At 42.2% G+C, this 24,266-nt stretch carries 27 protein-coding genes; all 27 read right to left on the reverse strand.

Annotated elements, in window-relative coordinates; genetic code table 11:
- Nucleotides 1-156 precede the first annotated feature (156 nt).
- A complete protein-coding gene (locus AC0MXB_RS13200; RefSeq protein WP_474040170.1) occupies nucleotides 157-978 on the reverse strand; it encodes a 4Fe-4S binding protein in 822 nt (273 codons plus the stop codon).
- An 89-nt stretch (nucleotides 979-1,067) separates the two neighbouring features.
- Nucleotides 1,068-1,892: a MetQ/NlpA family ABC transporter substrate-binding protein gene (locus AC0MXB_RS13205; RefSeq protein WP_474040171.1), complete on the reverse strand. Its 825-nt coding sequence runs from the start codon at nucleotides 1,890-1,892 to the stop codon at nucleotides 1,068-1,070.
- A 70-nt stretch (nucleotides 1,893-1,962) separates the two neighbouring features.
- Nucleotides 1,963-3,147 (reverse strand): M20 metallopeptidase family protein, encoded by a 1,185-nt coding sequence (locus AC0MXB_RS13210; RefSeq protein WP_474040172.1) that lies wholly within the window; start codon nucleotides 3,145-3,147, stop codon nucleotides 1,963-1,965.
- A complete protein-coding gene (locus AC0MXB_RS13215; RefSeq protein ID WP_474040173.1) occupies nucleotides 3,144-4,268 on the reverse strand; it encodes a trans-sulfuration enzyme family protein in 1,125 nt (374 codons plus the stop codon). Before AC0MXB_RS13215 ends, AC0MXB_RS13210 begins: the two co-directional genes overlap by 4 nt.
- 100 nt (nucleotides 4,269-4,368) lie before the next feature.
- Nucleotides 4,369-5,661: a homocysteine synthase gene (locus tag AC0MXB_RS13220; protein ID WP_474040174.1), complete on the reverse strand. Its 1,293-nt coding sequence runs from the start codon at nucleotides 5,659-5,661 to the stop codon at nucleotides 4,369-4,371.
- Nucleotides 5,662-5,896: 235 nt separating this feature from the next.
- Nucleotides 5,897-6,487 (reverse strand): ribonuclease HII, encoded by a 591-nt coding sequence (gene rnhB, locus AC0MXB_RS13225; RefSeq protein ID WP_474040175.1) that lies wholly within the window; start codon nucleotides 6,485-6,487, stop codon nucleotides 5,897-5,899.
- Nucleotides 6,488-6,541: 54 nt separating this feature from the next.
- On the reverse strand, nucleotides 6,542-7,426 hold the full coding sequence (locus AC0MXB_RS13230) for an HD-GYP domain-containing protein (protein ID WP_474040176.1): 885 nt from the start codon (nucleotides 7,424-7,426) through the stop codon (nucleotides 6,542-6,544).
- A 164-nt stretch (nucleotides 7,427-7,590) separates the two neighbouring features.
- A complete protein-coding gene (ylqF, locus tag AC0MXB_RS13235; protein WP_474040177.1) occupies nucleotides 7,591-8,442 on the reverse strand; it encodes a ribosome biogenesis GTPase YlqF in 852 nt (283 codons plus the stop codon).
- 15 nt (nucleotides 8,443-8,457) lie between these two features.
- Nucleotides 8,458-8,985 carry a signal peptidase I gene (gene lepB / locus AC0MXB_RS13240; RefSeq protein ID WP_474040178.1) on the reverse strand — a complete coding sequence of 176 codons (528 nt, stop codon included), beginning with the start codon at nucleotides 8,983-8,985 and terminating at the stop codon, nucleotides 8,458-8,460.
- Nucleotides 8,986-9,047: 62 nt separating this feature from the next.
- Nucleotides 9,048-9,389: a 50S ribosomal protein L19 gene (gene rplS, locus AC0MXB_RS13245; RefSeq protein ID WP_474040179.1), complete on the reverse strand. Its 342-nt coding sequence runs from the start codon at nucleotides 9,387-9,389 to the stop codon at nucleotides 9,048-9,050.
- A 113-nt stretch (nucleotides 9,390-9,502) separates the two neighbouring features.
- Nucleotides 9,503-10,078 (reverse strand): RNA methyltransferase, encoded by a 576-nt coding sequence (locus tag AC0MXB_RS13250; RefSeq protein WP_474040180.1) that lies wholly within the window; start codon nucleotides 10,076-10,078, stop codon nucleotides 9,503-9,505.
- A complete protein-coding gene (trmD, locus tag AC0MXB_RS13255) occupies nucleotides 10,075-10,827 on the reverse strand; it encodes a tRNA (guanosine(37)-N1)-methyltransferase TrmD (protein ID WP_474040181.1) in 753 nt (250 codons plus the stop codon). The genes AC0MXB_RS13250 and trmD overlap by 4 nt, the downstream gene beginning before the upstream one ends.
- Nucleotides 10,827-11,336, reverse strand: coding sequence for a ribosome maturation factor RimM (gene rimM / locus AC0MXB_RS13260; protein WP_474040182.1), 510 nt, complete (start codon nucleotides 11,334-11,336; stop codon nucleotides 10,827-10,829). Before rimM ends, trmD begins: the two co-directional genes overlap by 1 nt.
- Nucleotides 11,336-11,743 carry a YlqD family protein gene (locus AC0MXB_RS13265; protein WP_474040183.1) on the reverse strand — a complete coding sequence of 136 codons (408 nt, stop codon included), beginning with the start codon at nucleotides 11,741-11,743 and terminating at the stop codon, nucleotides 11,336-11,338. The genes rimM and AC0MXB_RS13265 overlap by 1 nt, the downstream gene beginning before the upstream one ends.
- Before the next feature lie 13 nt (nucleotides 11,744-11,756).
- A complete protein-coding gene (locus AC0MXB_RS13270; protein ID WP_474040184.1) occupies nucleotides 11,757-11,987 on the reverse strand; it encodes a KH domain-containing protein in 231 nt (76 codons plus the stop codon).
- Nucleotides 11,988-11,992: 5 nt separating this feature from the next.
- Complete coding sequence (rpsP, locus tag AC0MXB_RS13275) at nucleotides 11,993-12,274, reverse strand: 30S ribosomal protein S16 (protein WP_474040185.1); 282 nt, start codon at nucleotides 12,272-12,274, stop codon at nucleotides 11,993-11,995.
- A gap of 49 nt (nucleotides 12,275-12,323) precedes the next feature.
- Nucleotides 12,324-13,670, reverse strand: a complete 1,347-nt coding sequence (ffh, locus tag AC0MXB_RS13280) for a signal recognition particle protein (protein ID WP_474040186.1) — start codon at nucleotides 13,668-13,670, stop codon at nucleotides 12,324-12,326.
- Between the two features lie 18 nt (nucleotides 13,671-13,688).
- Nucleotides 13,689-14,027 carry a YlxM family DNA-binding protein gene (gene ylxM, locus AC0MXB_RS13285; protein WP_474040187.1) on the reverse strand — a complete coding sequence of 113 codons (339 nt, stop codon included), beginning with the start codon at nucleotides 14,025-14,027 and terminating at the stop codon, nucleotides 13,689-13,691.
- Nucleotides 14,028-14,125: 98 nt separating this feature from the next.
- Nucleotides 14,126-15,043, reverse strand: a complete 918-nt coding sequence (gene ftsY / locus AC0MXB_RS13290; RefSeq protein ID WP_474040188.1) for a signal recognition particle-docking protein FtsY — start codon at nucleotides 15,041-15,043, stop codon at nucleotides 14,126-14,128.
- Between the two features lie 14 nt (nucleotides 15,044-15,057).
- On the reverse strand, nucleotides 15,058-18,615 hold the full coding sequence (gene smc, locus AC0MXB_RS13295) for a chromosome segregation protein SMC (RefSeq protein WP_474040456.1): 3,558 nt from the start codon (nucleotides 18,613-18,615) through the stop codon (nucleotides 15,058-15,060).
- A 99-nt stretch (nucleotides 18,616-18,714) separates the two neighbouring features.
- Nucleotides 18,715-18,975: a stage V sporulation protein S gene (locus AC0MXB_RS13300; RefSeq protein ID WP_474040189.1), complete on the reverse strand. Its 261-nt coding sequence runs from the start codon at nucleotides 18,973-18,975 to the stop codon at nucleotides 18,715-18,717.
- A gap of 124 nt (nucleotides 18,976-19,099) precedes the next feature.
- On the reverse strand, nucleotides 19,100-20,152 hold the full coding sequence (locus AC0MXB_RS13305) for an elongator complex protein 3 (protein WP_474040190.1): 1,053 nt from the start codon (nucleotides 20,150-20,152) through the stop codon (nucleotides 19,100-19,102).
- A 53-nt stretch (nucleotides 20,153-20,205) separates the two neighbouring features.
- Nucleotides 20,206-20,940, reverse strand: a complete 735-nt coding sequence (gene rnc, locus AC0MXB_RS13310; protein ID WP_474040191.1) for a ribonuclease III — start codon at nucleotides 20,938-20,940, stop codon at nucleotides 20,206-20,208.
- 8 nt (nucleotides 20,941-20,948) lie between these two features.
- Nucleotides 20,949-22,190: a beta-ketoacyl-ACP synthase II gene (gene fabF / locus AC0MXB_RS13315; protein ID WP_474040192.1), complete on the reverse strand. Its 1,242-nt coding sequence runs from the start codon at nucleotides 22,188-22,190 to the stop codon at nucleotides 20,949-20,951.
- Nucleotides 22,191-22,210: 20 nt separating this feature from the next.
- Nucleotides 22,211-23,158 carry an NAD(P)H-dependent flavin oxidoreductase gene (locus AC0MXB_RS13320; RefSeq protein ID WP_474040193.1) on the reverse strand — a complete coding sequence of 316 codons (948 nt, stop codon included), beginning with the start codon at nucleotides 23,156-23,158 and terminating at the stop codon, nucleotides 22,211-22,213.
- 97 nt (nucleotides 23,159-23,255) lie between these two features.
- Nucleotides 23,256-23,486, reverse strand: a complete 231-nt coding sequence (locus AC0MXB_RS13325) for an acyl carrier protein (RefSeq protein ID WP_474040195.1) — start codon at nucleotides 23,484-23,486, stop codon at nucleotides 23,256-23,258.
- A gap of 35 nt (nucleotides 23,487-23,521) precedes the next feature.
- A complete protein-coding gene (gene fabG, locus AC0MXB_RS13330) occupies nucleotides 23,522-24,265 on the reverse strand; it encodes a 3-oxoacyl-[acyl-carrier-protein] reductase (protein WP_474040196.1) in 744 nt (247 codons plus the stop codon).
- Between the last annotated feature and the right edge of the window lies 1 nt (nucleotide 24,266).

The raw sequence follows: 24,266 nt of genomic DNA on the forward strand, positions 1-24,266 counted from the left end.
TATTCTCTACTAGAGCTCATAAATAAAAGGCCATGTTTCATTTATTAAAAAACAATAAATGAAACATGGCCTTTAGGTCATTTGCCTAACCAGCTGTATCGTATTATATTTTTATTTATTATATATTCTTACTGCGCTATTGTCTACTGCTTCCAGTCAAAAAATGCGCTCTCCCTTTGATCCATGCTCACGCAAATGCACCCAGTGAGCATAACGGGGATCACTCCTATCTTTTGTGAGCACCTCCCGTTCTTTAAGATATAAAGCGGCATCAGAGCTTGGATAAAGCTTCCGATCTTCCCCAATAGGACAAACTTTAATACAAACCCCGCAGGGATAACGATGTTCTTGACGCAAGTCACTGTGATACTTGGCGCAGGCCTTCTTATTCATCTGAGCAATTTTCTGACCTGCTTCGGCCGTAAAAGCCTGTGAAGGACAGCACTTTTGACACAGATGACAATGGATGCACAAATCACTCTCTACTATAGCATCTCCCGCTAACTCGAGTGTCGTAAACACTGACACATACCGGACCCTGGGACCATATTTCGGATGCAATAAAGTATGGTTAAAACCAATTGTGCCAAGTCCGGCGTATTTTGCAGCAAATACCTGACTAAAACCAGCTATTGGTTTCTTGACAAGTACATCAATTTCGCCATAGCCGTCACGAGGCAGAAAAATCGAACCGTAGCCGGCTTCAGTCAGATAATTCGCCAGTCGATAAGCTGTTTGATCTAATAAGTTATTACTTGTTGTGTATAGTTCCGCATAATTAATCGAAGGTGTCGTCTCCAAGGTTGGCAGAAATACAGGAAGTCCAAAGACTATAACACTTCTTGCCGCTTGCCAAATCGCTGTTGGCCGATAAGCTGGCTCAACTTCCCCATATTGCTCCCAGCGCTCTACGGGAGCTATCCCAACAATATAAACACCTAAATCACGTAAGAATTGAATAATTTCATTTTTTTCCATATAATTCACCTTATTCCTGTAGCAGTGCAACATCCGAAGCATTGAACCGTTTTTTCGCTGTCGCAGCTTTTTTTCCTTTAATTAGCTTATCACCAAGTGGGAATAGCTGATCCTTTAAAATGTTCTTCGGCAAATTTCTTCACTTCGTCGGAATGATAGGCTTTAATCAGCTTCTGAAATACAGGTTTATCTTTATCTTGGGTACGAACCACTAACAAATTGGCATAAGGCGAGTTTCCGTCTTCCAGGGCAATCGCATCTTTAGTGGGAATAAGACCGGCTTCCATGGCATAGTTCGTATTAATCGCCGCAATCGTAACATCCTTTAAAGAACGAGGAATTTGCGCGGCATCAAGTTCTGTTATCTTTAGCTCTTTAGGATTACTTACAATGTCGGCGACAGTAGCTTTAATACCAACACCGTCTTTCAATTTAATCAGTCCACTTTTTTCTAAAATTGCTAAAGCGCGGTAGCCATTTGTCGGGTCATTGGGAATAGCTACTTTAGCCCCCTGAGGGACATCCTTAATATCTTTGATCTGTGCGGAATAAATTCCTAACGGAAAAATTAATGTTTTCGCTATCGCCGTCAATTCATAATGACGGTCTTTAATTTGATTATCGATCCACGGCTGATGCTGATAGCTATTGGCATCAATCTCTCCTTGATTTAAAGCAATATTAGGCGTCATATAGTCACTGAATTCTACAATTTCAATAGTCAGTCCGTCTTTCGCGGCGACTTTCTTAACAACATCCATAATTTCCGCATGCGGACCAGCGGAAACTCCCACTTTAATTTTATTCGTTTCAGATGATTTTGCCGGCTCATTGCCGCATCCAGTCAGAAAAGCGCCGACTAACAAGGTAACCATAGAAAAGGCTAATAAACGAATTCGCAAACTTTTTTTCATATCCAATCTCCTCTTATAATATTAACGCTGCTGAACAGCCAATTATTTCTGGAAAATTATCGATTTACTGCTAATTCTTTTTCGGAACATGTAAAAAGTCATGAGCTAATTTAGCTAAAATAGCAGCGCCATAAGGCAGCGAGTTTTCATCAATATTAAAACAAGAATGGTGCCAAGAGTGCTGCATTTTTTTCTCCCCATTACTAGCGCCCAGCCATAAAAAAACACCTGGAACCTCTTGCTGAAATACTGAAAAGTCTTCTGTGGCCATACTTGGCGTTGGCTGCACAATTTTTTCAGACGGCAAAAACTCGGTAAGTGATTGCCGGCAAAATTGAGTGAGTTGCAGTGGATTAATAACTGCCGGATAATTTGCTAAGAAAACAACTTGCCCTGCTACCTCATAGGCCTCGCCAATTTGCTGCACTAACTTAGAAATTTTAGCTACAAGGCTATCGCGTACTGCCGGATTCATCGATCTAAGCGTCCCCGTCAATTCTACACTTTCTGGAATTACGTTTCCAGCGGTACCGCCTTGAATAGTGCCAAAAGAAATAACCGCCGTCTCTAGCGGATCTAACCGCCGGGAAATAAGAGTTTGCACGGCTTGAATCATGGCAGCTGCCGCAACAATAGGATCTCGTGCCTGATGCGGGATCGCGCCATGTCCCCCTTTTCCTGTTAAAACAACCCGGAAAAGATCGTTAGCGCCCATTAATGGCCCTGCCTTTAGTCCAATAGTTCCTATGGGAAGCCCAGTATAGCAATGAAGACCAAAAATTGCCGCGACGTCAGGATTTTTAAGAACTCCTTTTTCAACAAATAAATTAGCTCCGCCGCCAACCTCTTCGGCAGGCTGAAAGATAAACTTAATTGTTCCTTTAATCGCGTCCTTCTGCTTAGCTAAAAGCATTGCCGCACCTAAAAGACAAGTTATGTGAGCATCATGACCACAGGCATGCATAACCCCAGGTTGCTGTGATTTATAGGGTAGATCAGTTTCTTCTAAGATTGACAGAGCATCAATATCGGCCCGTAAGGCAACCGATTGTCCTGGATTGCCGCCATGAAGTACACCAACAAGGCCTGTTGTATCTGGCCACTGGATAACTTCAAAATCGAGACTTCTTAAGGTTTGCGCAATAAATTCTGTTGTTCTTATTTCCTGCCAACTTAATTCGGGAAAACGATGTAAATATTGACGGATTTTTATCAAATCAGCTTTTAACAAAAATGCATCTTCTAAAAAATTCATAACTGCAAAGCCTGTTCCAAATCCAAAATCAAGTCTTCTGCCGCCTCAAGCCCTACAGAAAATCGCAATAGATTTTTAGGCGTTGTACTTTCTGGCCCTTCGATTGAAGCTCGATGTTCAATTAGACTTTCCACACCACCTAAGCTCGTAGCTCTAGTAATAATTTTTACTTTTCCCGCTACGGCAAGCGCTTCTTTTTCCCCACCTCTAACCTGAAATGAAAACATAGCGCCAAAACCGCCTTTCATTTGTCTTACGGCAATTTCATGACCAGGATGGCTCGTTAGACCAGGATAATAGACGCGTTCTACATTAGGATGATTGGCGAGAAAATCGGCAATTTTTACGGCATTAGCCGTCTGCTTTTCTACACGACAAGGTAGTGTTTGAATTCCTCTAAGAACCAGCCAGCAATCAAATGGTGATGGTACGGCACCGCCGATTTGTTGCACAAGCTGTAGCCGCTTAAAAAAATCGTTTTCTTCTTTAACAATCACAGCTCCGCCCAAAACATCACTGTGGCCGCCGAAGTATTTTGTAGTAGAATGAACAACTATATCAGCTCCAAAATCAAGAGGTCGCTGCAAAAGCGGCGTTGCCCAAGTATTATCACAAACAACAAAAGCGCCTACCTTCTTAGCCACGCGAACAACAGCTTCCAGATCGGTAATTTTTAGCGTCGGATTAGACGGCGTTTCGGTAAATATAACTTTTGTATTTGATTGTACCGCTTGCGCAACCGCCTTTAGATCAGTCATATCCACAAAGGTCACGGCTAAATTCCATGGCTTGAAAATTTCCCGCAATATTTTCGCCGTTCCATGATACAGATCATTAGCTGCAATAACATGATCCCCTGCTGACAAACTTTGAAAAACGGCCATAATAGCAGCAAGCCCCGAAGAAAAAGTCAGTGCCTGCGCACCATGCTCTAGTGCAGCTAACACCTTTTCTAAACTTTTCCGATTAGGATTTTGTAAGCGATTATAAACATATCCCCGTGGATAAGTTCCATCGCTATCCCGCTCAAAAGTCGTTGTTAAGTAAATCGGCGGTGCAATAGCCCCAGTACTCGAATCTATTTCGTGGCCAATATGAACAGCTTGTGTATCGGTTTTCATAAGTCTACCTCTTTTACAATCGCTCTATCGCAAAACAAAAAAGCTAAGGTATCCCTTAGTAGTAAGGGTACCTTAGCCTTCAGTTTATCTGATCAGCTCTTTATTTTATTTGCGATTTTTGCAGCGCCTGCTCCAAATCATCAATTAGATCCTTCGGATCTTCCAGTCCCAGTGAAAGACGAACCATATCATCAGGCGTACCCGCCAAGACAAGCTGTTCTTTCGTAAGCTGAGAATGAGTCGTGCTGGCCGGATGAATGACAAGTGATTTCGCATCACCTACATTGGCAAGAAGTGAGAACAGCGACAAGGAGTCGATAAATTTGCGTCCTGCCTCTAAACCGCCCCGAATGCCAAAGGTCAAAATAGAACCAGGTCCTTTCGAAAAATACTTTTGTGATTTTTCATAATCTGGACTGCTTTTTAAACCAGGATAGTTGACCCAGTTGACGAGTTCATGTTGCTCTAAATATTCGGCTATTTTCTGAGCATTGCTAGTATGGCGTTCCATACGAAGCGGCAAAGTTTCAAGCCCTTGTAAAAACATGAAGCTGTTAAAAGGGCTTAAGCAGGCCCCAAGATCTCTTAAAACCTGAATGCGTAACCGTGTAATAAAGGCCTGATTGCCTAGCGCCTCGCTATAAACAAGACCATGGTAACTGGGATCTGGTTCATTTAAAGCAGGAAAATTTCCTTTTGACCAATCAAACTTACCGCCATCTACAACAATCCCCCCCATGGATGTTCCATGACCGCCAATAAATTTTGTCGCGGAATGAATGACAATATCAGCACCGAACTCAATCGGGCGACTAAGCGCCGGCGAGGCAAAAGTACTATCCACAATCAGCGGCAAATTATGTTCATGGGCGATAGCCGCTACTTTTTCAATATCTAATACGTCGATTTTGGGATTTCCTAAAACTTCACCATAAAGCGCTTTTGTCTTAGATGTGATCGCTTTACGATAATTTTCCGGATCGCTGGAATCCACGAACTTAACGGTAATGCCAAGCCGAGGCAACGTATAGGAGAACATATTGTAAGTACCGCCATATAGACTAGAAGAAGTCACAATCTCATCGCCAGCACCGGCAATATTAATGATTGCCGAACTGATGGCGGCATGGCCGGAGGAAAAAGCCAAAGCACCAATCCCGCCTTCTAAAGCAGCCACACGTTTTTCAAAAACATCAGTTGTTGGATTCATGATACGGCTATAAATATTACCGGCTTCCTTTAAACCAAACAGATTGGCGCCATGCTCGCTATCGCGGAAATTATAAGCTGTCGTTTGATAAATGGGAACAGCTCGAGACCCTGTAGTCGGATCAGGTTCCTGTCCAGCATGTACTGCTAGAGTATCAAATTGTAAGTTTTCTGGTAAAGCCATCTTCATTACTCCTCTCATCGCTACAAAATAAGATAAATAAATAAATAAATAAAAAAGACAAAGAAATGTCCTCTAAAACACTCCTTTGCCTTCAGTTTCTCTGATCAGCTAAGACTCTTGAAAATTTATACATATGATAGCACAAAAAACTATAACTGTCAATTTATCATTATAAGAAAATGTAATCTTGTTAAACTAATATTGAGAATCTACAAATTAGAAATCAACTTGCCGATTAAAACAATAGATTTGTTTGTAATAATTCCTTTACTGGCCCATAAGTAACGCGATGAATCGGACAGGGTCCGTATTTTTGCAAATTTGCTAAATGTTCTTTTGTAAAATACCCTTTGTGGTGAGCAAAACCATAAAGCGGATACACTTTTTCATAGTCTGTCATCACTTGATCTCGCGCCACTTTCGCCACAATAGAAGCAGCGCTGATAGCAGGAACCAGTGAGTCTCCCTTGATAATAGTTTCACAAGGAACCGACAATTTAGGCGCTTTATTGCCATCAATCATCACTTTATCAGGAAGAACAGGCAAAGATTCTATGGCCCGTTTCATGGCCAAAAGCGTAGCATGTAAAACATTTAATTCGGCAATCTCATCAAGGCTCGCTGTGGCAATCGTCACAGCAATTGCTTTTTCTTTAATAATTTCAGCTAATATTTCCCGACGCCTCGGCGTCAATTTCTTCGAATCATTAAGACCTTCAATCGGCTGGTTTGGATCAAGAATGACGGCTGCCACATAAATTTCGCCAGCGCCAGCGCCTCTGCCGACTTCATCACAGCCGCATACACACTGTTTATCCACTTTCATTGCGCAAATCAACACCCTATCTAATGTAAAGATAAAAAAACAAATGATTACTTGTTAACTAATAACCCGAAGAATTTCTAAATCGACTTCCTTCTCTAGGTCAATATATTCGCCTGTAGGCAACTGTACCAGCGGCTTATGACCTAAATTTTGATCAAATCGAACAATCTTTGCCTGCTCACCAGTATTAAGCAAAACATCGCTGCCCACAAGTAAATCTTTTAAGTGCTTCATTAACATCAGACAAATCGTTGGGTTTAATTTTCCAAACATCTCTAATGATAATTCATTAATCACTTCAAAAAAGGAACAAGCGCCACGTTGCGCCCGTTGCGAGGTCATAGCATCATAGACATCGGCTACAGCAAGAATTTGTGCTAAAAAAGATATATCCTTTTCCGCCAATTTATTAGGATAGCCGGACCCATCAAGACGCTCATGATGCTGTAATACGGCATATTTTACATTTTCCGGTATGTAAGCCGCAAATTGTACTAATTGAAAACTGTAAAAAGCATGACAGCGGATAATACTAAATTCATAAGCTAAGAGTTTTTCCTGCTTATTCAAAATTTCCTCAGGAATCATTGCTTTGCCAACATCATGAAGCAAACCGCCTAAAATAGCTTCATCAATCTCCGATGAAGAAAGTTCCAACCAATGGGCAAGAGCACCAGCTACGATCGCAACATTCACACTATGTGTAGTAATACAATGTTCTGTCGCCTTGGTCAAATTTAAAAGACTGAGAACTTCCTCACGCTGAATCATTTCTCTTATAAGACTTAAAAGCGCCATAAGCTGTGCTATAGAACCTGGCTCAAGCCCTTGAGAAGTACGAAATTCAGCAAAAAGGTCATCAAAAGATTGCTTGGCAATAGTATAATCCATCCGAAAGGTTGTAATAGATGCTGCTGCGGCAGAAGAAATGGCTATCATTACTTTGATCTCCCTTCAATTCCCTATTTCTACAAAAAATGACGACTCTATTAAAAGTATAAAGGGCGAAGAGCATGAAGGCAAGAAAATTAGATGAATTTTCTAGAAAATAAAAAAATCCTGATAAATCAGGATTTGAATGTTATAAAATTAAAACTTTGTTATCAAGCTAGTACGCGATCTAATGAAAGTCGCCCTAACTTACCCGTACGAAATTCTGTTAGGATAAGCCGAATTACCTTTTCAGTATCAATAACACCGCCGCTTTTCAAACAGCCGCGCCGCCGACCAATTTGCTCTAAAAGCGCTTCTGCTTCATTTGGCAAAGGATCTTCCAAACCATAACGGGCGATTAAGTTTTGCGGATAGTCAAAAATCATAGTTTGCAAAAGCTCTTTGACGACATCTTCCATATCAAAAACCTCGTCATTCATTGCACCTGTAGCAGCAAGCTTAAAAGCAACCTCCTGATCATCCTGCTTGGGCCATAAAACGCCGGGAGTATCAAGGAGTTCTAAATTCTTGCCAATCTTAATCCACTGCTGACCACGAGTGACACCAGCCTTATCACCAGTACGTACTGTAGCCGAACCAAGCAAGCGATTAATTAGAGAAGATTTGCCGACATTAGGGATTCCGAGAATCATGGCACGAGTGCTGCGATTTTTAATTCCTTTGGCTCGTAGCCTTTCCACTTTTTCTGCCACAGCAGCTTCTACCTGCTTTACGAGCTGTTTGGTGCCTTTTCCTGTCATAGAATCAATTGCTACAACGTCAAGACCTTGCGCCTTATAATAGGCAATCCATTGCTCCGTAAGACGCGGGTCAGCCATATCAGCCTTATTTAAGGCAATCACACGAGGCTTCTGTTGTGTCAAAGCAGCAATAAGCGGATTCGCACTACTAGCTGGAATGCGAGCATCGAGTAATTCGATAACCACATCGACAAGCTTTAGCTGCTCTTCAATCATGCGCTTAGCCTTTGTCATATGACCGGGAAACCAATGTATATGCACAACCGATCACCTCTATCAGGGTAAGGATTTAAATTTATCGAAGGGCCAGAATACTAGCAAGGCTTTTCCCTTAATTAAATCTAATGGAACAAAACCTACATCGCGAAAACGACTGTCTTCCGAATTATTCCGGTTATCACCCATGACAAATACGGTCCCTGGCGGAACTGTGGCCAAGGAATAAGACCCCTTCATCCGTTCATTTAAAATATAAGGTTCATTCAAAAGCTGGCCATTTACATAAACATGATTGTCTTTTACTTCAATCGTATCGCCAGCTGTAGCAATGACCCGCTTAATGAAATCGCGACTCTGGTCTTTAGGGTACTTAAAGACAAGTACATCGCCTTTTTCCGGATCTTTAAAGCGATAAATAAACTTATTAACAACAAGTCGTTCATTGGATACTAAAGTCGGCTGCATGGACGGACCTTCCACAAGGTACAACTCCACAATAAAATGCCGAATAAAAAAGGCAATCACTACAGCAACAACAATAGAAATGACCCAATCTTTAATTTCTTCGCCTAAGCGACTACTCATGAATAGGCCTCCTTAGTTCTGCTTGCGTAACGAAAAGGGACTGAGTACTCAGTCCCTTTTGATTAGCGTTTTTCTTTAATGCGGGCTGCTTTACCAGTTAAGTTACGCAGATAGTAGAGTTTTGCCCGACGTACAATGCCACGACGCATTACTTCGATTTTATCAATACGAGGAGAATGAACCGGGAAAGTACGTTCTACGCCAACACCGTAAGAAATACGTCTTACCGTAAAGGTTTCACGCACGCCGCCGCTTTTGCGGTTAATAACAACACCTTCAAAAACCTGAACACGTTCGCGCGTGCCTTCAATAACTTTTACATGGACGCGAACCGTATCTCCCGGACGAAACGCCGGAACGTCTTGGCGAAGTTGTTCTTGCTCTAATGCTCTAATAATATCCATATTTATTTCCTCCTTAATTAGATGTTCGTGCCTTCGTCAAGCAGAGGACCATCCATTTTACACAAAATTGATTATATCATTTTCACAGCTCTTTTTCAAGCAAAATTACATTTTTATAAATTCTTTTGCCACCAAGCCTCGCCTAGTAGTCGGTCAAGAATAATGGCCACAGCAGAGCGAACCGGCAAATGATTGTATTCGCCACCGCCGTAAATGGGCTCTAATATATAATCAAACTGATTCATCAGTGATTTTTCCATACCAAAACCAGTGCCGAAAAGCAGAAGACAGGGTCTATCGCCTGTTTCTATCGTATGTCTCAGCTTAGGATAAGAAATACTATTGGGATATATTCTGGCATCTGTCGTAACAACAATTGGTTTTTTACCTTCTTGCTCCGTAATTTGCGCAATCACTTCAGCAATATCCGGCGCTGTTGTGACAATTCGAAATGCTTCATTTCGGTCTGGATTATACTCTTTGCCAAATCCAGTTTGCCAGTATCCCATAACATCTTCAGCTAATTTAACCTGACTTTCAATCGGATGAATGATAAAATACTTAGCAATATTATACGTTCTAGCTGTTCTCGCCAAATCATGAATATCGAAATTCGCAATGGCTGTCGTAATCACAGCACCGTTACGATTATAGATCGGATAATGAACTAAACCAATGTAGGTATTCACAGATCTTCGCCGCCATCCTCTTGTTCTATTTCGCGCAATAAACGCCGGTCTGAATCGGTTAAATCAGCTTTCTTTAAAAGATCAGGCCGCTTTTCCTTCGTAAGCTTCAAAGATGCTTTACGACGCCACCGCTCAATTTTTGCATGGTCACCCGAAAGAAGAATATCCGGTACGGTCATGCCCTCGTATTCGCGCGGCCTTGTATACTGGGGGTATTCTAACAGTCCCGTATAAAAAGAATCCTCGCTGGCACCGTTCGCTGCGCCGAGAACACCAGGAATCATCCGAGCTACCGCATCAGTAATAATCATAGCAGGTAATTCTCCGCCTGTTAGTACATAATCACCAATAGAGATTTTTTCATCAACTAGATAGTCACCGACGCGACCATCTATCCCTTCATAGTGACCGCAAATAAAAATTAGCTGCTCATACTGCGCTAATTCCTTTGCCTTTGCCTGCGTAAAAGTTTCTCCACTAGGACACAAAAGAATAATTCGTCGCTTCACGATTTCAGTTTCTGCGGTCACTGCTTTGACAGCGCGAAAAATAGGCTCTGGCTTCATAACCATGCCAGAACCGCCGCCAAAAGGAGTATCATCAACAATATGATGTTTATCTTCCGTAAAGGTTCGCGGATTAGTGACTCGAATCTGCAAGTGTCCCGCTGTAACAGCTCGTTTTATCATACTATGACCAAAGGGTCCGTCAAACATTTCCGGAAACAGTGAGACAATCTCAATACGCATTAGTCATCCCATTCTTCCTGCAATTTCACAATCATTTTTTGTTCGGTAAGATCGATACTTTTTACTACCTTCTTTAAGGCAGGCACCAGAATTGGCTTACTTTGTACATCCTCTGCTTCAACGACATAGACGTCATTACTGCCTGTTTCCAAAATATCTTTTAGGGTGCCAAGCAGTTGACCTGCTTCATCATATACGGATAAACCAATAAGATCGAAATGATAATAGCGGCCTTCCGGCAAAGGAATAAGCTGGTCTTGCGTAATATATAAAAGCTTACCGCGTAATGATTCTACATCATTTCGCGATGCATGTTCTTTAAATTTTAAAAGAACAGAGCCTTTATGATATTTTACTGATTCAATGGTCAATTTCGTTGTTTGTTCAAGAAATACATGCTGAAGTTTTTCAAAGCGCGCTAAATCGTCTGTCAAGGCCATGATACGAAGGTCACCCCGCACACCGTGCGGGGCAACAATTTTACCAACAGATATAAATTCCGGTCTCATTAACTGCGAAATGCAATGATCTTACCATCTTCCAGCAAAATCTCAGTCGACATTGCCTGATGAAGATCATCTCCAATTCCCAGAGTAACAGTTTGTTCCAGTGTGCCTTGAACGATTTCAGCGCCGATTTCGAGTTCAGCCGTTTCTTTGATTTTTTCCTGCGTCTGCTCTTTAAATTCAATGCGTTTTTGCATTTCCATTTCAATTTGCTGACGAAGGGCGACCAGTCCTTGTGCATCAGCTTTCGCCTGCTCAGCTAAAGCTCGTTTTCCTTGAAAATCAATTTGCTGTAATTCCATGTCAGCCCGTTTAATGGCTTCTTCCATGTCATAAACTAATTGTTTTTTCAAAGCTTCCGTAACTTTTGCTTTAATCGTGACTGGACACTTCAAAGTTATTTTATCCATCTTACTCGGCACCTCACTCTATGATTTCAACCATCACTTTTTTGTTTTCCCGCGAGGCGGCCGCTTTGACAACAGTACGAAGCGCTTTCGCAATTCGTCCCTGTTTGCCGATAATTTTACCCATGTCCTCCGGGGCAACCCGAAGTTCATAGGTAATTGTATCATTATCGACCACTTCAGTAACATTGACTTGCTCGGGATTTTTTACTAAGGCTTTGGCAATCACTGCGACTAAATCATTCATTGAACTCACGCTTCTTTCTTAGAACGCTTCAGTTCATCCCACTTTTTCATGATTCCCACCTGGCTGAACAGAGATTTTACTGTATCAGTCGGCTGAGCCCCTTTATTTAACCATTCAATGGCTTTTTCTTCATCAATATTGATGATTGCAGGCTGTTTGGTAGAATCATACTGACCAAGAGTTGCAATCTGACGGCCATCGCGTGGAGAACGCGAATCAGCAACAACAACGCGGTAGTAAGGGCTTTTTTTCGCACCTAATCTTTTCAAACGAATTTTTACTGCCATGACAAAATCACCTCCTTCATAAAATATCTCAATCTATTCCTACTGCTGTTTACTGCAGAAAAGGCAAATTAAATCGCGGTTTTTTACCGCTTTTTTTCATTTTGGTAAGACCCTTCATCATCTTCTTGGTTTCGGCAAATTGCTTTAAAAGACGATTTACATCTTGCACCTTTGTACCGCTACCTATCGCAATTCGTTTACGGCGGCTTCCATTGATAATCGAAGGATCTTTTCGCTCCTTCTTCGTCATGGAATAAATAATTGCCTCAATACGTTTGAATTCACCATCATCAAACTCTACGTCTTTGAGTTTATTTTTTAAAGCCCCCATACCAGGAATCATGCCAAGAATTTGCTCGATCGAACCAAGTTTTTTCACCTGCTGCATCTGCTCTAAAAAGTCATCAAAAGTAAACTCTTCCGTGCGCAGCTTTTTTTCCATTTCCTTGGCTTTATTAATATCAATCGTTTCTTGAGCTTTTTCAATTAAACTGAGCACATCGCCCATGCCAAGAATTCTTGATGCCATGCGGTCCGGATAAAAAGGCTCTAAAGCTTCTAGCTTTTCTCCCATACCAGTAAACTTAATGGGTTTTCCCGTTACAGCCTTGATAGAAAGTGCGGCACCGCCGCGGGCATCCCCGTCAAGTTTTGTGAGAATAACGCCATCAAGACCAAGATCTTTATCAAAAGATTCCGCCACATTGACAGCATCCTGTCCAGTCATTGCATCAACAACAAGCAGAATTTCATGAGGCTTCACTTCTTGCTTAATGTTTTTCAGCTCACCCATGAGTTCTTCATTAATATGAAGTCGTCCCGCCGTATCGATAATAACAATATCGTTCATGTAAGCATTCGCATGATCAATCGCCTGCTCGGCAATCGTCACTGGACTTACTTGATCGCCTAAAGAAAAAACAGGAACCTCTATTGATTCTCCAACCACCTGAAGCTGCTTAATCGCTGCTGGTCGATAAATGTCGCCTGCTACTAACAGGGGTCGTTTGCCTTGTTTTTTCAATGTTAAGGCCAGTTTCCCCGCCGTTGTCGTTTTACCGGCGCCTTGCAGACCTACTAACATAATAATGGTCGGCGGTCGAGAAGAGATCATAATCCGGCTTTGGGTTCCCCCCATAAGCTCAGTTAATTCATCATTAACAATTTTTATAACAAATTGGGCTGGTGTCAGACTTTCCAATACTTCCTGACCAATGGCCCGCTCTTTTACTTTTGCAATAAAGTCTTTTACCACTTTAAAATTTACGTCAGCCTCTAATAGGGCCATACGCACTTCACGCATCGCTTCCGTTAAATCCTCTTCCGTCAGCTTGCCGTGACCGCGTAATTTTTTAAATGTCGCCTGGAGTTTTTCCGCCAGTCCTTCAAATAACATAAAAAAGTCTCCTCTAGTCTAATCTACCAGTTGCCGCAATTTTGCTTTCGCCGCCTGAATCGTTTCATCCGCTTGAAAACAGGATTGATCAAGCAATTGATATATTTCACGGAGAACCTGCCGCTCCTGATCATGACGCGCCGCCAATTGAAGTTTTGCTTCATGTTCCGCTAGAATCTGCTCAGCCCGCTTTAAAAGGTCATAGACGGCTTGCCGGGAAACAGTTAACTGCTCGGCAATCTCCGAGAGAGAGAGATCCTGAAAATAATGAAGCTCTACACAGGTTTGTTGCTTTTCCGTCAGCAGCGCCCCATAAAAATCATAAAGAAGGCTAATTTTTAATACTTTTTCTAACAATACAATCACCTTCTGCCATACTGACAAGGTAAAAGCTTTACCTCAAACATTATATCATACTAAAAGCTCCTGTCAAGTTTTTTACTTGTCAGGATTTTTTATTTATCAGGAAATAACGCCAAGGCAAAATCTTCTGGTTCAAAGGGTCGCAAATCTTCTAATCCTTCACCAACACCAATCCATTTTACAGGGATGCCAAGTTCCGTCTTAACAGCTACAACAACGCCGCCTTTAGCCGTACCGTCTAGTTTCGTTAAAACAACGCCAGTCACTTTTGCCGCTTCGCTGAAAATTTTTGCCTGGCTAATGGCATTTTGTCCAGTAGTTGCATCAAGGACAAGCAATGTTTCGTGAGGCGCTTCCGGCAACTCCCGTCGCACAACCCGCTCAATTTTTTTGAGTTCTTCCATAAGATTCGATTTTGTATGGAGTCGTCCGGCTGTATCAATAATCACAACATCGGTTCTTCTCGCTTTCGCCGCCTGTACCGCATCGAAAGCGACAGCAGCTGGATCAGAGCCTTCTTCATGCTTAACAATATCGACAGAACTTCGCCCGCTCCATACTTCGAGTTGGTCAACAGCTGCAGCACGGAAAGTATCCGCCGCTGCTAAAATTACCTTTTTCCCTTGTTCATGATAATAATTAGCTAATTTGCCAATCGTAGTTGTCTTGCCGACACCGTTTACGCCAACTACGAGAATTACCGTAGGCGGTGTTGGGGCAAAAGCAAAAGGTTCCAAACCTTCCGCTAACATAGCACTGATTTCCCGGCGCAAAAAAGGCCGTAAATCATCCGGACTATTTACTTCCTTCGCCTTAATCCCGGCTCTTACTTTTTGCAGTAATAATTCAGCGGTTTTTACACCTACATCGGCAGAAATCAGAACAGCTTCCAATTCCTCTAAAAACTCCTCATCAATTTCGGCATACCCTACGATTAACTGTTCAATTTTATTCGTAAGGTTTTTTCTTGTTTTATCAAGTCCCGCTTTTAGTTTATCAAAAAAACCCATAATATAAATCCCCCTTAACCGGCCTTTTCCGAAAATTTAACAGAAATCAATTTTGATACTCCCGATTCCTCCATGGTGATACCATGCATCACATCGGCAATTTCCATCGTTCCCTTGCGGTGCGTAACAACAATAAATTGTGTCTTTTGCGCATAGTCTCGTAAAAATTCACTAAAACGATTTACATTGGCTTCATCAAGAGCGGCATCAATTTCATCGACCATACAAAAAGGCGCCGGACGATGACTTAAAAAGCTAAATAGTAAGGCAATAACGGTCAAGGACCGTTCCCCACCGGAAAAGAGCGACAAATACTGTTGCTTTTTCCCTGGTGGCTGCACGACAATTTCGATACCAGTTTCCAGTAAATTATCAGGCGACTGCAACACAAGTTTTGCTTGTCCACCACCAAAGAGTCGCACAAAAATATCATGAAAACAGCCGTTAATTTCCTCAAAAGCCGCTTTAAATTGAACCGCCATCGTTTGGTCCATTTCCTGTACAATAGACACTAAATAGTTTTTAGCAGAAATGAGATCATGATACTGAGACTGTAAAAACTCATAACGTTCTTTCAGCTTTTCATACTCTTCAATCGCCCCAGCATGAATCGGGCCCAGTTCAGCAATTTTCTGATCAAAAACTTTGATCTTACTTTGTAGCTCTTCACTTGGAATATCTAAATAATAGTCTTTCGCTTCAGACAAAGACAAATGGAACTGTGACAAGAGCTGCTCTTCACAAGCAATCGCTTCAGCTTGATACTTAGCAATTAAAAGCTCTCGTTCATGCAAACGATTTTGCAAATCCTGCAGACGTCGACGTAATTCCTTCATATCCTTTTCCTTGGCCTGAAGCAACGCGACATCACTTGTTTTTTCTTCGTAAAGATTTTTTATAGTTTTTTCTGTTTCTGCTTTTTCTAGCCGCAAAGCTTCACTGCGAAGTTTGCATTCAGTCATCTCGGCAGAAAATTCTTGGCGCTTTTCGATAATCTCTTGCTGTTCTGCTGCTATTTTTTTATCTTGTTCTTGCGATTCCGCTAGCAGTGTTTCATAAAAAGCGCAATTACTGGCAAGAGACTGTAGATTCTGTTCGAGTGCTGATAATTCTACCTTTAAGGTAGTAACCGCTTCTTGCTGCTGCGTTACCTTTTCCTGGTATTCCTTATTCGATAGCTGCAATTGTTGAATCATCGCTTTTTTTACTTCCTGCGTTTGATCCATTGCCGCAACTTGAACTTGCACCAAAGCCAAATCTTGCTCAATCGTCTTTTCTCGCTCTCTGTCCTGGCGGATTTCTTCTGTTAAAGTCTGGACAGAAAGCGAAAAGCGCCGTTGGTTTTGTCGGCTCTGTTCCGCATGTACTTTAAGTTCTGCCTGCTTAATTTCGATTTCTTGAAATTTCACCTGGCACTGATTTAGTTCAGTCTGTTTTTGCTGCCGTTTGACTCTAAGAACTGCTAACTTCTCCTGCTGGCTTGCTAGATTTATTTTTTCTTGCTCAAGCCGCTTCGTGAGTTCTTCAATCTCACTTTGACGACCAATAAAGCTATTTTCCTTCCGACCAAGACTGCCGCCGGTTAAGGAGCCGCCGGGATTTAAGATTTCTCCCTCTAACGTAACAAGCCGCAGCATGTACTTATATTTCTTCGCCACAGCTAAGGCCTGGTCAATCGTTGTTACCAAGAGTGTCCGTCCTAACACTTGAACTACAGCTGCTTCATAGCAAGGATCAAAAGTAATGACATCACTGGCAAACCCCAGAACGCCGGGCTCTTGAACCGCTTTCAGCTCGTAATCCCGTCGCGACGGCTTTTGCACTGTATCAAGCGGTAAAAAAGTAACACGCCCTAAGTTATTCTCCTTTAAGTAGGAAATAGCTGATTTTGCCGTATCAGCCGTTGCGGTAATCAGGTGCTGTGCTGCTACGCCTAAAGCAACTTCAACGGCTTTCACATATTCCGGCGGCACATGAATGACTTGGGCAATAGCGCCATGAATTGCACTGCGCCAAGGTTGCTTTGCTTTTAAAACGCTTTTGATGCCCCGGCCAAACCCGTCAAAATCCTCCTGCAAGTGAAGCAATACCTTTTGTCGCGCTGCTCCGTCATGCATGCGTCGTTGCAGCTTAGTTACCATGTCTTCTTGCGAAGAAATTTCCGTCTCAATAGCCTGACTTTCCAGTAAAACCGTTTTCTGTTGGTTTGTTAGCTGCTCTCGCTCTGTTTCTAAAACTTGTAACTGACTAACCTCAGCCTCAACCGTTTCTTGGGTTTTTGCCAATAAGACTTTTTCTTCCGTTAATTGTTTTGTCTTTTCGGCTTGCTGCTGTACCAGCAAGAGTAATTCCTTATCTAAATCTCGGCAATGATTTTTTTGTTGCACAAGCTCTTGCATAAAATCAAAAAGCTCTTCTTTTTTCTTATCAACTTCTTGCTCTAGAAAAACTGTTTTTTCTTTGATCGCTTCATGATCGCTCTCTAGTGTCAATAGCTGTTGACTTAAAGCCTGCTGTTCCGCTGCTTTACTTTGTAAAGCAGTGTTAAACTCTTGCAGCTTTGCCTCATTTTCCTGATTGCGTAGAGCAAGAGTCGTTTGTTCTGTTACTAACCTTTCCCACTCGCGTTCACTCTGCTGCTGCCGTTCGGTTAAGAGTTCTTCGGTAGCCTTCAGCGTATTTAAATCCAGTTCGATCTGTTGCAAACCTTTTAGCGCTGCACGGTAGGTTTCCTCCTTGACCGCCAGCTCTTCTGTCTTTTTATCTCTTTCAGTTTCCGCCAACAACATTTGGCTCGACAGAACAGTTTCCGACTCGGTCAATTCCTTTTGATCCTTTTGCGCATCGGCAACAATCGAGCTAGCAGAATAAAACCGCTTTAAAAATTGACTGACCTGATAAGAAAGCCACTGTTCGTAGAGCGCATTGTAGGCTTTCGTTTTTTCCGCACTGGCAGCTAACGGTCCCAGTTGCCCCTCAATCTCGGTAGTAATATCGGAAAGACGCGTCAAATTGTTTTCAGTTTCCTCGATCTTACGCAGAGCTTCACGCTTGCGCTGCTTGTATTTAGTAATGCCAGCTGCTTCCTCAAAAAGCAACCGTCGTTCTTCTGGCTTGGCATTTAAAATTTCATCAATCTTATTTTGGCCAATCACCATCATCGAATCACGGCCAATACCTGTATCAGCAAAAAGCTCATGAATATCCTTCAAGCGACAAGAGCTTTTATTAATATAATATTCACTGTCGCCCGAACGAAAAACACGCCTTGTTATAACAACTTCATTAAAATCAAGGGGCAGAAGACCATCGCTATTGTCAAAAAACAACGAGACTTCAGCAATCCCTAAAGCCCTGCGGCCTTGGCTGCCAGCAAAAATTACATCCTCGCTTTTCGCGCCGCGAAGGCTTTTCAAACTTTGTTCGCCTAGAGCCCAGCGAATCGCATCAGATATATTGCTTTTTCCACTGCCATTTGGTCCAACGATTGCAGTTACCCCGGGACCTAAAGCAATTTCTGTTTTTTCGGCAAACGACTTAAATCCGTAAGCCTCAATTTTTCGAAGCAACAAAACAATCACCGCAACCTTTCAAAAAAACTTTAACTATTATTTATTCCTCATAGCAATAAGAAAAACCTGCTTGCATCAAGCAAACAGGCTTTTGCTTTTCTAGCGAGGTTCAATAATAAATCGAATTGCCGTTCGCTCTTCTCCGTCAATTGAAATTTCCGCAAAGGCCGGAATCGCTACTAAATCAATTCCATTGGGAGCCACAAAACCACGAGAAATAGCGATAGCCTTTACGGCTTGATTAACAGCACCAGCCCCCACTGCCTGTACTTCTGCAGTTCCTTTTTCACGTAAAACTGCTGCGAGAGCGCCTGCAACCGATTTGGGTATAGATTGCGCCGATACTTTCAGTACTTCCATGACTTTACCTCCTTCGAATTCAGGACATTGCAAAGTTTCCTATACTGTAAAAGTATTCCGCCTTTTTCCTTAAAATTCCTTCTTTTGTATTTTTTTCAATAGAAATTCATTTTATAATTTTTTTCTATATAATTTTTTCAATTCCAAAAGGAATTCCGTTATAGGTAATATATATCCCTGCATCATCAGACAAATTCGCTTTTATGAAAATCTGACAAGAAAAAACTTCTTGCCAATAGCGCAAGTTGTTATTTTTTTGGCCACGTAGTTTCGATTCGTCACGCCGACAGCAATGCAGCTCTAACTGTTGGTTATTTGCTTTATCGCTAAAGTTCAATGCTTCTAAGATTCGGCTTACTTCTTGACGATAAAGATAAGAAATAACCATCTCACCAAAAGCGGGATGATAGGGACCAGCTAAGCGAACGCTGCTATTATCAAGTTCTTCTGTCGCCTGGAGCCCCATGCGAATCACAGGAATATGATGCTCTAAGAGCAGCCGCTTCACCATGGCTGTTTTGGCGATCGCTTTCTCTAAGGAAAGCGGTTTGTACAGGCCGTGCTGATAGGCTTTCGCCAAAGGCGTATCTGCCAAAACAATGACTGGATAAAGCCTAACCATATCCGGTCTAAGCGATGCTGTAAGAACGGCGCTGCGAAGCAAACTAACTGAATCTTCCTTTGGTAACCCCGGCATAAGCTGAATCCCAAAAGAAAAGCCATATTCTTTTAACATTTCTACCGCTGCAAAAACATGATAAGCTTTGTGACCGCGTTCCGACGCAAGCAGAACTTCATCATCTAAGGATTGCACACCAAGTTCAATGATGGAAACCCCCATATTACGTAAGTTTTCCAAAATTGGTCTGCTAATACAATCCGGCCGTGTCGAAAGGCGTATTGAATGAATTTTTCCTAACTGCAATAATTCAGTAGCTGGCGCTAAAAGCTCGTTTTGCTGTGAAAGCGGCAATGCCGTAAAACTGCCGCCGTAAAAAGCAACTTCAATCAAGCGTTTTGGTGAAATAAGAGCTAGTTCTGCTGCCAAGCGTGTCCTAACATCTTGCGGTGTAATTGGAGAAACTTGACCGGTTATCTTCTTCTGATTACAAAAAATACAAACATGAGGGCACCCATAATGGGGAATAAACAAGGGAATAATATAATTCTGTTTCAAATTATTGACCTCACTTTAATAACAAAAAGCGACCTTACGGCCGCCTTTATAAGTTATGCAGTTTCATCAGTAATCACATGAAGTTCACGTAGCGCTGCTTTAGCAGCACGCTGTTCCGCTTCTTTCTTACTTTTCCCTACACCAATACCCATTTCTCTATCATTTAAACAAACGCGAATTGTAAAAACTTTATCATGATCGGGACCGCTTTGTTCTACCACTTCATAAACGACTTTATTGTCAGGTGAACGCTGTGCAACTTCCTGCAACCAAGTTTTAAAGTCTTTTACATAATCACCAATTTCTATAAGTGACAATTCTTTTTCCAACAGACGCAAAATCATTTCTGCTGCCGCCGGAAAACCAAGTTCTAAATAGACTGCACCAATCACTGCCTCAAAAGTATCAGCTAAAATAGAAATTCGCTCTCTGCCGCCAGATAAAGCTTCTCCTTTGCCAAGCAAAAGATAGCTACCTAAATTTGCTTCTGCCGCTTTCTGAGCCAAAGTATGTTCACAAACAATATTGGCTCGTGATTTCGTCAATTCACCTTCTGTTAAATGAGAAAAACGTCTAAATAAATTTTCACTCACTACAAGATCTAAGACTGCATCACCGAGAAACTCCAGACGCTCATTATGAAGTGAGCCGCTGTGCCTAACTTCATTCGCGTAAGAAGTATGAGTTAGAGCCTGATGTAACAGCTGGAGATTCTTCATTTTGACACCAAGAAACTGTAGAAGTCGATTCAGCTCTACCCGCCTAGTTTCATCTAAAAGTCGTTTCATCGATAAACTCAGTCGTGATACTTTTTAGCAAGAACCGTCGCATTATGACCGCCAAAACCAAAGGAGTTGGAAATTGCTACATTGACGTCTTGCTTACGAGCTTCATTGGGAACATAGTCCAGATCAAGTTCAGGGTCAGGCTGAGTATAATTAATAGTAGGCGGAATCATACCATTTTGAATTGCCAAAACGCAGGCAATAAATTCAATGCCTCCGGCAGCTCCCAAAAGATGGCCTGTCATTGATTTAGTGGAACTTACAGCAACTTTTTTAGCATAATCGCCAAAAAGAACTTTAATGGCTAAAGTTTCGTTCTGATCGTTCAGCGGCGTAGATGTACCATGAGCATTAATATAGTCTACATCTGTTGCCTCAAGACCAGCATCTTTAATCGCCATTTCCATACATTTTGCCGCTTGTGTACCACCAGGAGCTACGGCCGTAATATGATAAGCGTCAGCATTCGTGCCATAACCAGCCATTTCAGCATAAATTCGAGCATTTCTTGCTTTAGCATGTTCTAAAGATTCCAAAATCACAATCCCAGCGCCTTCACCCATAACAAAACCGTCACGGCCCATATTAAAAGGTTTCGATGCTTTTTCTGGTTCGTCATTTTGGGTAGACATGGCCTTCATGGAACAAAAGCCGGCCATTGCCGCCTGGGAAATAGCTGCTTCCGTACCACCAGCAATCATCACATCGGCATCGCCGCGTTCAATCATGCGGAAAGCATCGCCAATCGAATTTGTCCCCGTAGCACAAGCTGTTACTACACACAAGCAAGGTCCTTGCAACCCAAAGTTAATGGAAATCTGACCAGATGGCATATTAGCAATCATCATCGGTACAAAAAAAGGACTAATCCGATTTGGACCTTTATCAAACAGCGTTTTATATTGATCATGTAATGTCTCAATACCGCCGATACCTGTACCAACAAGTGTGCCGATACGGCTGCGATCTTCGGTTTCTAAATCAATGGCAGCATCTTCTAATGCCATTTTGGCTGCGGCAATTGCAAATTGAGTGCAACGATCCATCCGCTTAGCTTCTTTTTTCTCAATATAATTCGTCGGATCAAAACCCTTTACTTCACCGGCGATTTGTGTTGCATACTCTGATGCATCAAAGCGAGTAATTTTCGTAATACCTGACTTTCCCGCCATCAAAGACTCCCAGTAGGCGTCTTTGCCAATGCCAATTGGAGTAATGGCGCCAAGACCTGTTACTACAACTCTTCTTTTCAAAATACTCACCTCACGTATATTTAGTCAACCTGTTCAGCTTCAGCAATTAAACGCGCAAAAATCTCTTTTACAGACAAAATTTCATCTATTTTATGAATGTACTGACCAGTAAAGACAAGACCGGTTTCTACATCGCCTTGCTGCGCCCGGATCAGAGCTTGAATAATGCAAAAGCTTTGGGAACAGTGTTTTAAGCAGGCAATGCACTGGGTCGGCCCAGGCTGCGTACCTTCGAGGATTTTCTCAACAAAGGGGTTGCGAATGGCTTGTCCCGGATAACCGACGGGACTTTTTATCAGCACTACGTCTTCTGCCTTTGCTTTCAAGTAAAACTCCTTTAAAGCAGGTGCGGCATTAGACTCTTCGCTGGCGGCAAACCGAGTGCCAAGCTGCACACCTGATGCACCGGCTTTAACTAATTCACAGATATCCTGTCCTGACATAACGCCGCCTGCAGCCATGACAGGAATTTTTACTGCTTTTACAATATCGGGAATCAATGTGCGGACTGAAATATCAGTTCCTAAATGGCCGCCCGCTTCCTTGCCTTCAACAACAACAGCAGCTGCGCCAAGCATTTCGGAAATTTTCGCAAGTTTAACAGATGAAACAATTGGAACAATAGGAGTCCCCGATTCTTTTCCCATACCGAAAATATCGCGGGAAAAACCAGCTCCAGCGACAATCAAATCGATGCCCTCGTCAATTGCCGTCTCAACAATGCCAGCAAACTGTCTGGCAGCAACCATAATATTAATACCGATAATCCCTTTAGTTAATGAACGGGCCAACCGAATTTCGTGCCGAAGCTCATCAAAGGTCATACCAGAAGCTGCAATCAATCCAATACCGCCCTGTTCAGCAACAGCTGCTGCCAACCGAGCTGTCGAAAGCCGTATTGCCATTCCACCTTGAATGACAGGAACTTTCGCTACAAGCTGACCGATTTTAAGTTCTGGAAGTCTCAAATTACAACTCCTCCGTTTCAAATGGAACAATATCTTTAAGAAAGTCCCGCGAAAATCGTTTCCACGGGACTCCCAACAAACGGACAATCACTTGATCTTATTTTTCTTTGTCTATGTATTCCACAGTGTCTTTAACAGTTTTGATTTTTTCAGCGATTTCGTCAGGAATCTCAATATTGAATTCCTCTTCGAATGCCATAATCAATTCAACAATATCAAGCGAGTCAGCACCAAGATCATCAATGAAAGTCGAATCGATTGTTACATCGGCTTCATCAACACCAAGTTGTTCAACTACGATCTCTTTTACTTTGTCAAAAGTTGTCATGTACGTCACCTCCTTCCAAAAGACTCAGTAAAAACTCACATGACCATTCCACCATCAACATGGAGAACCTGACCAGTAATATAACTTGCAAAATCAGAAGCAAGGAATAAAACCGCATTGGCTATATCTTCTGGCTGGCCGAGCTTTTGCAACGGTATTTTATTTTCCAAATCAGCCTTTACCGCCTCAGGTAGCACGTCAGTCATATCTGTTGCAATAAATCCCGGTGCAACAGCATTGACTTGAATATTTCTAGCTGCTAATTCCTTAGCCATTGATTTTGTAAATCCAATTACACCAGCTTTCGCTGCAGCATAGTTAGATTGTCCGGCATTACCCATAACGCCGACAACAGAAGTCATATTAATAATTTTGCCAGAACGCTGCTTCATCATGAGTTTCGATACAGCTTTCGTGCAATAAAAAACACCTTTTAGATTTGTATTTAACACAGCATCCCAATCTTCTTCTTTGAGACGCATCAACAAACCATCGCGAGTAATTCCGGCATTATTGACAAGAATATCAATTCGACCAAAGCGCTCTACAGCCTGTTTTACCATGGACTCTACAGCATCAGCCTTGGAAACATCACCTTGCACAAGAATTGCCTCGCCTTTCATCGCTTCAATCGCAGCAAGAACTTCTTCCGCGGCTTGACGATTTCCAGCATAATTAATAACTACCTTCGCTCCAGATTGAGCTAACTGAATCGCCACTGCACGGCCAATCCCTCGAGAAGCGCCTGTCACTAGGGCTACTTTACCATCTAAATGCATT

This window comes from Pelorhabdus sp. sgz311001, from assembly GCF_055901755.1.

Bases quoted from the DNA above. Each gene is read 5' to 3' on its own strand.
- rplS (WP_474040179.1), bottom strand. From the start codon at position 9,389: ATGGATATTATTAGAGCATTAGAGCAAGAACAACTTCGCCAAGACGTT.
- AC0MXB_RS13270 (WP_474040184.1), bottom strand. From the start codon at position 11,987: ATGAATGATTTAGTCGCAGTGATTGCCAAAGCCTTAGTAAAAAATCCC.
- lepB (WP_474040178.1), bottom strand. From the start codon at position 8,985: ATGAGTAGTCGCTTAGGCGAAGAAATTAAAGATTGGGTCATTTCTATT.
- rpsP (WP_474040185.1), bottom strand. From the start codon at position 12,274: ATGGCAGTAAAAATTCGTTTGAAAAGATTAGGTGCGAAAAAAAGCCCT.
- rimM (WP_474040182.1), bottom strand. From the start codon at position 11,336: ATGAGACCGGAATTTATATCTGTTGGTAAAATTGTTGCCCCGCACGGT.
- AC0MXB_RS13300 (WP_474040189.1), bottom strand. From the start codon at position 18,975: ATGGAAGTACTGAAAGTATCGGCGCAATCTATACCCAAATCGGTTGCA.
- AC0MXB_RS13200 (WP_474040170.1), bottom strand. From the start codon at position 978: ATGGAAAAAAATGAAATTATTCAATTCTTACGTGATTTAGGTGTTTAT.
- AC0MXB_RS13205 (WP_474040171.1), bottom strand. From the start codon at position 1,892: ATGAAAAAAAGTTTGCGAATTCGTTTATTAGCCTTTTCTATGGTTACC.
- fabG (WP_474040196.1), bottom strand. From the start codon at position 24,265: ATGCATTTAGATGGTAAAGTAGCCCTAGTGACAGGCGCTTCTCGAGGG.
- AC0MXB_RS13325 (WP_474040195.1), bottom strand. From the start codon at position 23,486: ATGACAACTTTTGACAAAGTAAAAGAGATCGTAGTTGAACAACTTGGT.
- AC0MXB_RS13265 (WP_474040183.1), bottom strand. From the start codon at position 11,743: ATGGATAAAATAACTTTGAAGTGTCCAGTCACGATTAAAGCAAAAGTT.
- AC0MXB_RS13220 (WP_474040174.1), bottom strand. From the start codon at position 5,661: ATGGCTTTACCAGAAAACTTACAATTTGATACTCTAGCAGTACATGCT.
- AC0MXB_RS13230 (WP_474040176.1), bottom strand. From the start codon at position 7,426: ATGATAGCCATTTCTTCTGCCGCAGCAGCATCTATTACAACCTTTCGG.
- ffh (WP_474040186.1), bottom strand. From the start codon at position 13,670: ATGTTATTTGAAGGACTGGCGGAAAAACTCCAGGCGACATTTAAAAAA.
- AC0MXB_RS13215 (WP_474040173.1), bottom strand. From the start codon at position 4,268: ATGAAAACCGATACACAAGCTGTTCATATTGGCCACGAAATAGATTCG.
- AC0MXB_RS13210 (WP_474040172.1), bottom strand. From the start codon at position 3,147: ATGAATTTTTTAGAAGATGCATTTTTGTTAAAAGCTGATTTGATAAAA.
- trmD (WP_474040181.1), bottom strand. From the start codon at position 10,827: ATGCGTATTGAGATTGTCTCACTGTTTCCGGAAATGTTTGACGGACCC.
- ftsY (WP_474040188.1), bottom strand. From the start codon at position 15,043: ATGGGTTTTTTTGATAAACTAAAAGCGGGACTTGATAAAACAAGAAAA.
- rnc (WP_474040191.1), bottom strand. From the start codon at position 20,940: ATGAAACGACTTTTAGATGAAACTAGGCGGGTAGAGCTGAATCGACTT.
- rnhB (WP_474040175.1), bottom strand. From the start codon at position 6,487: ATGAAAGTGGATAAACAGTGTGTATGCGGCTGTGATGAAGTCGGCAGA.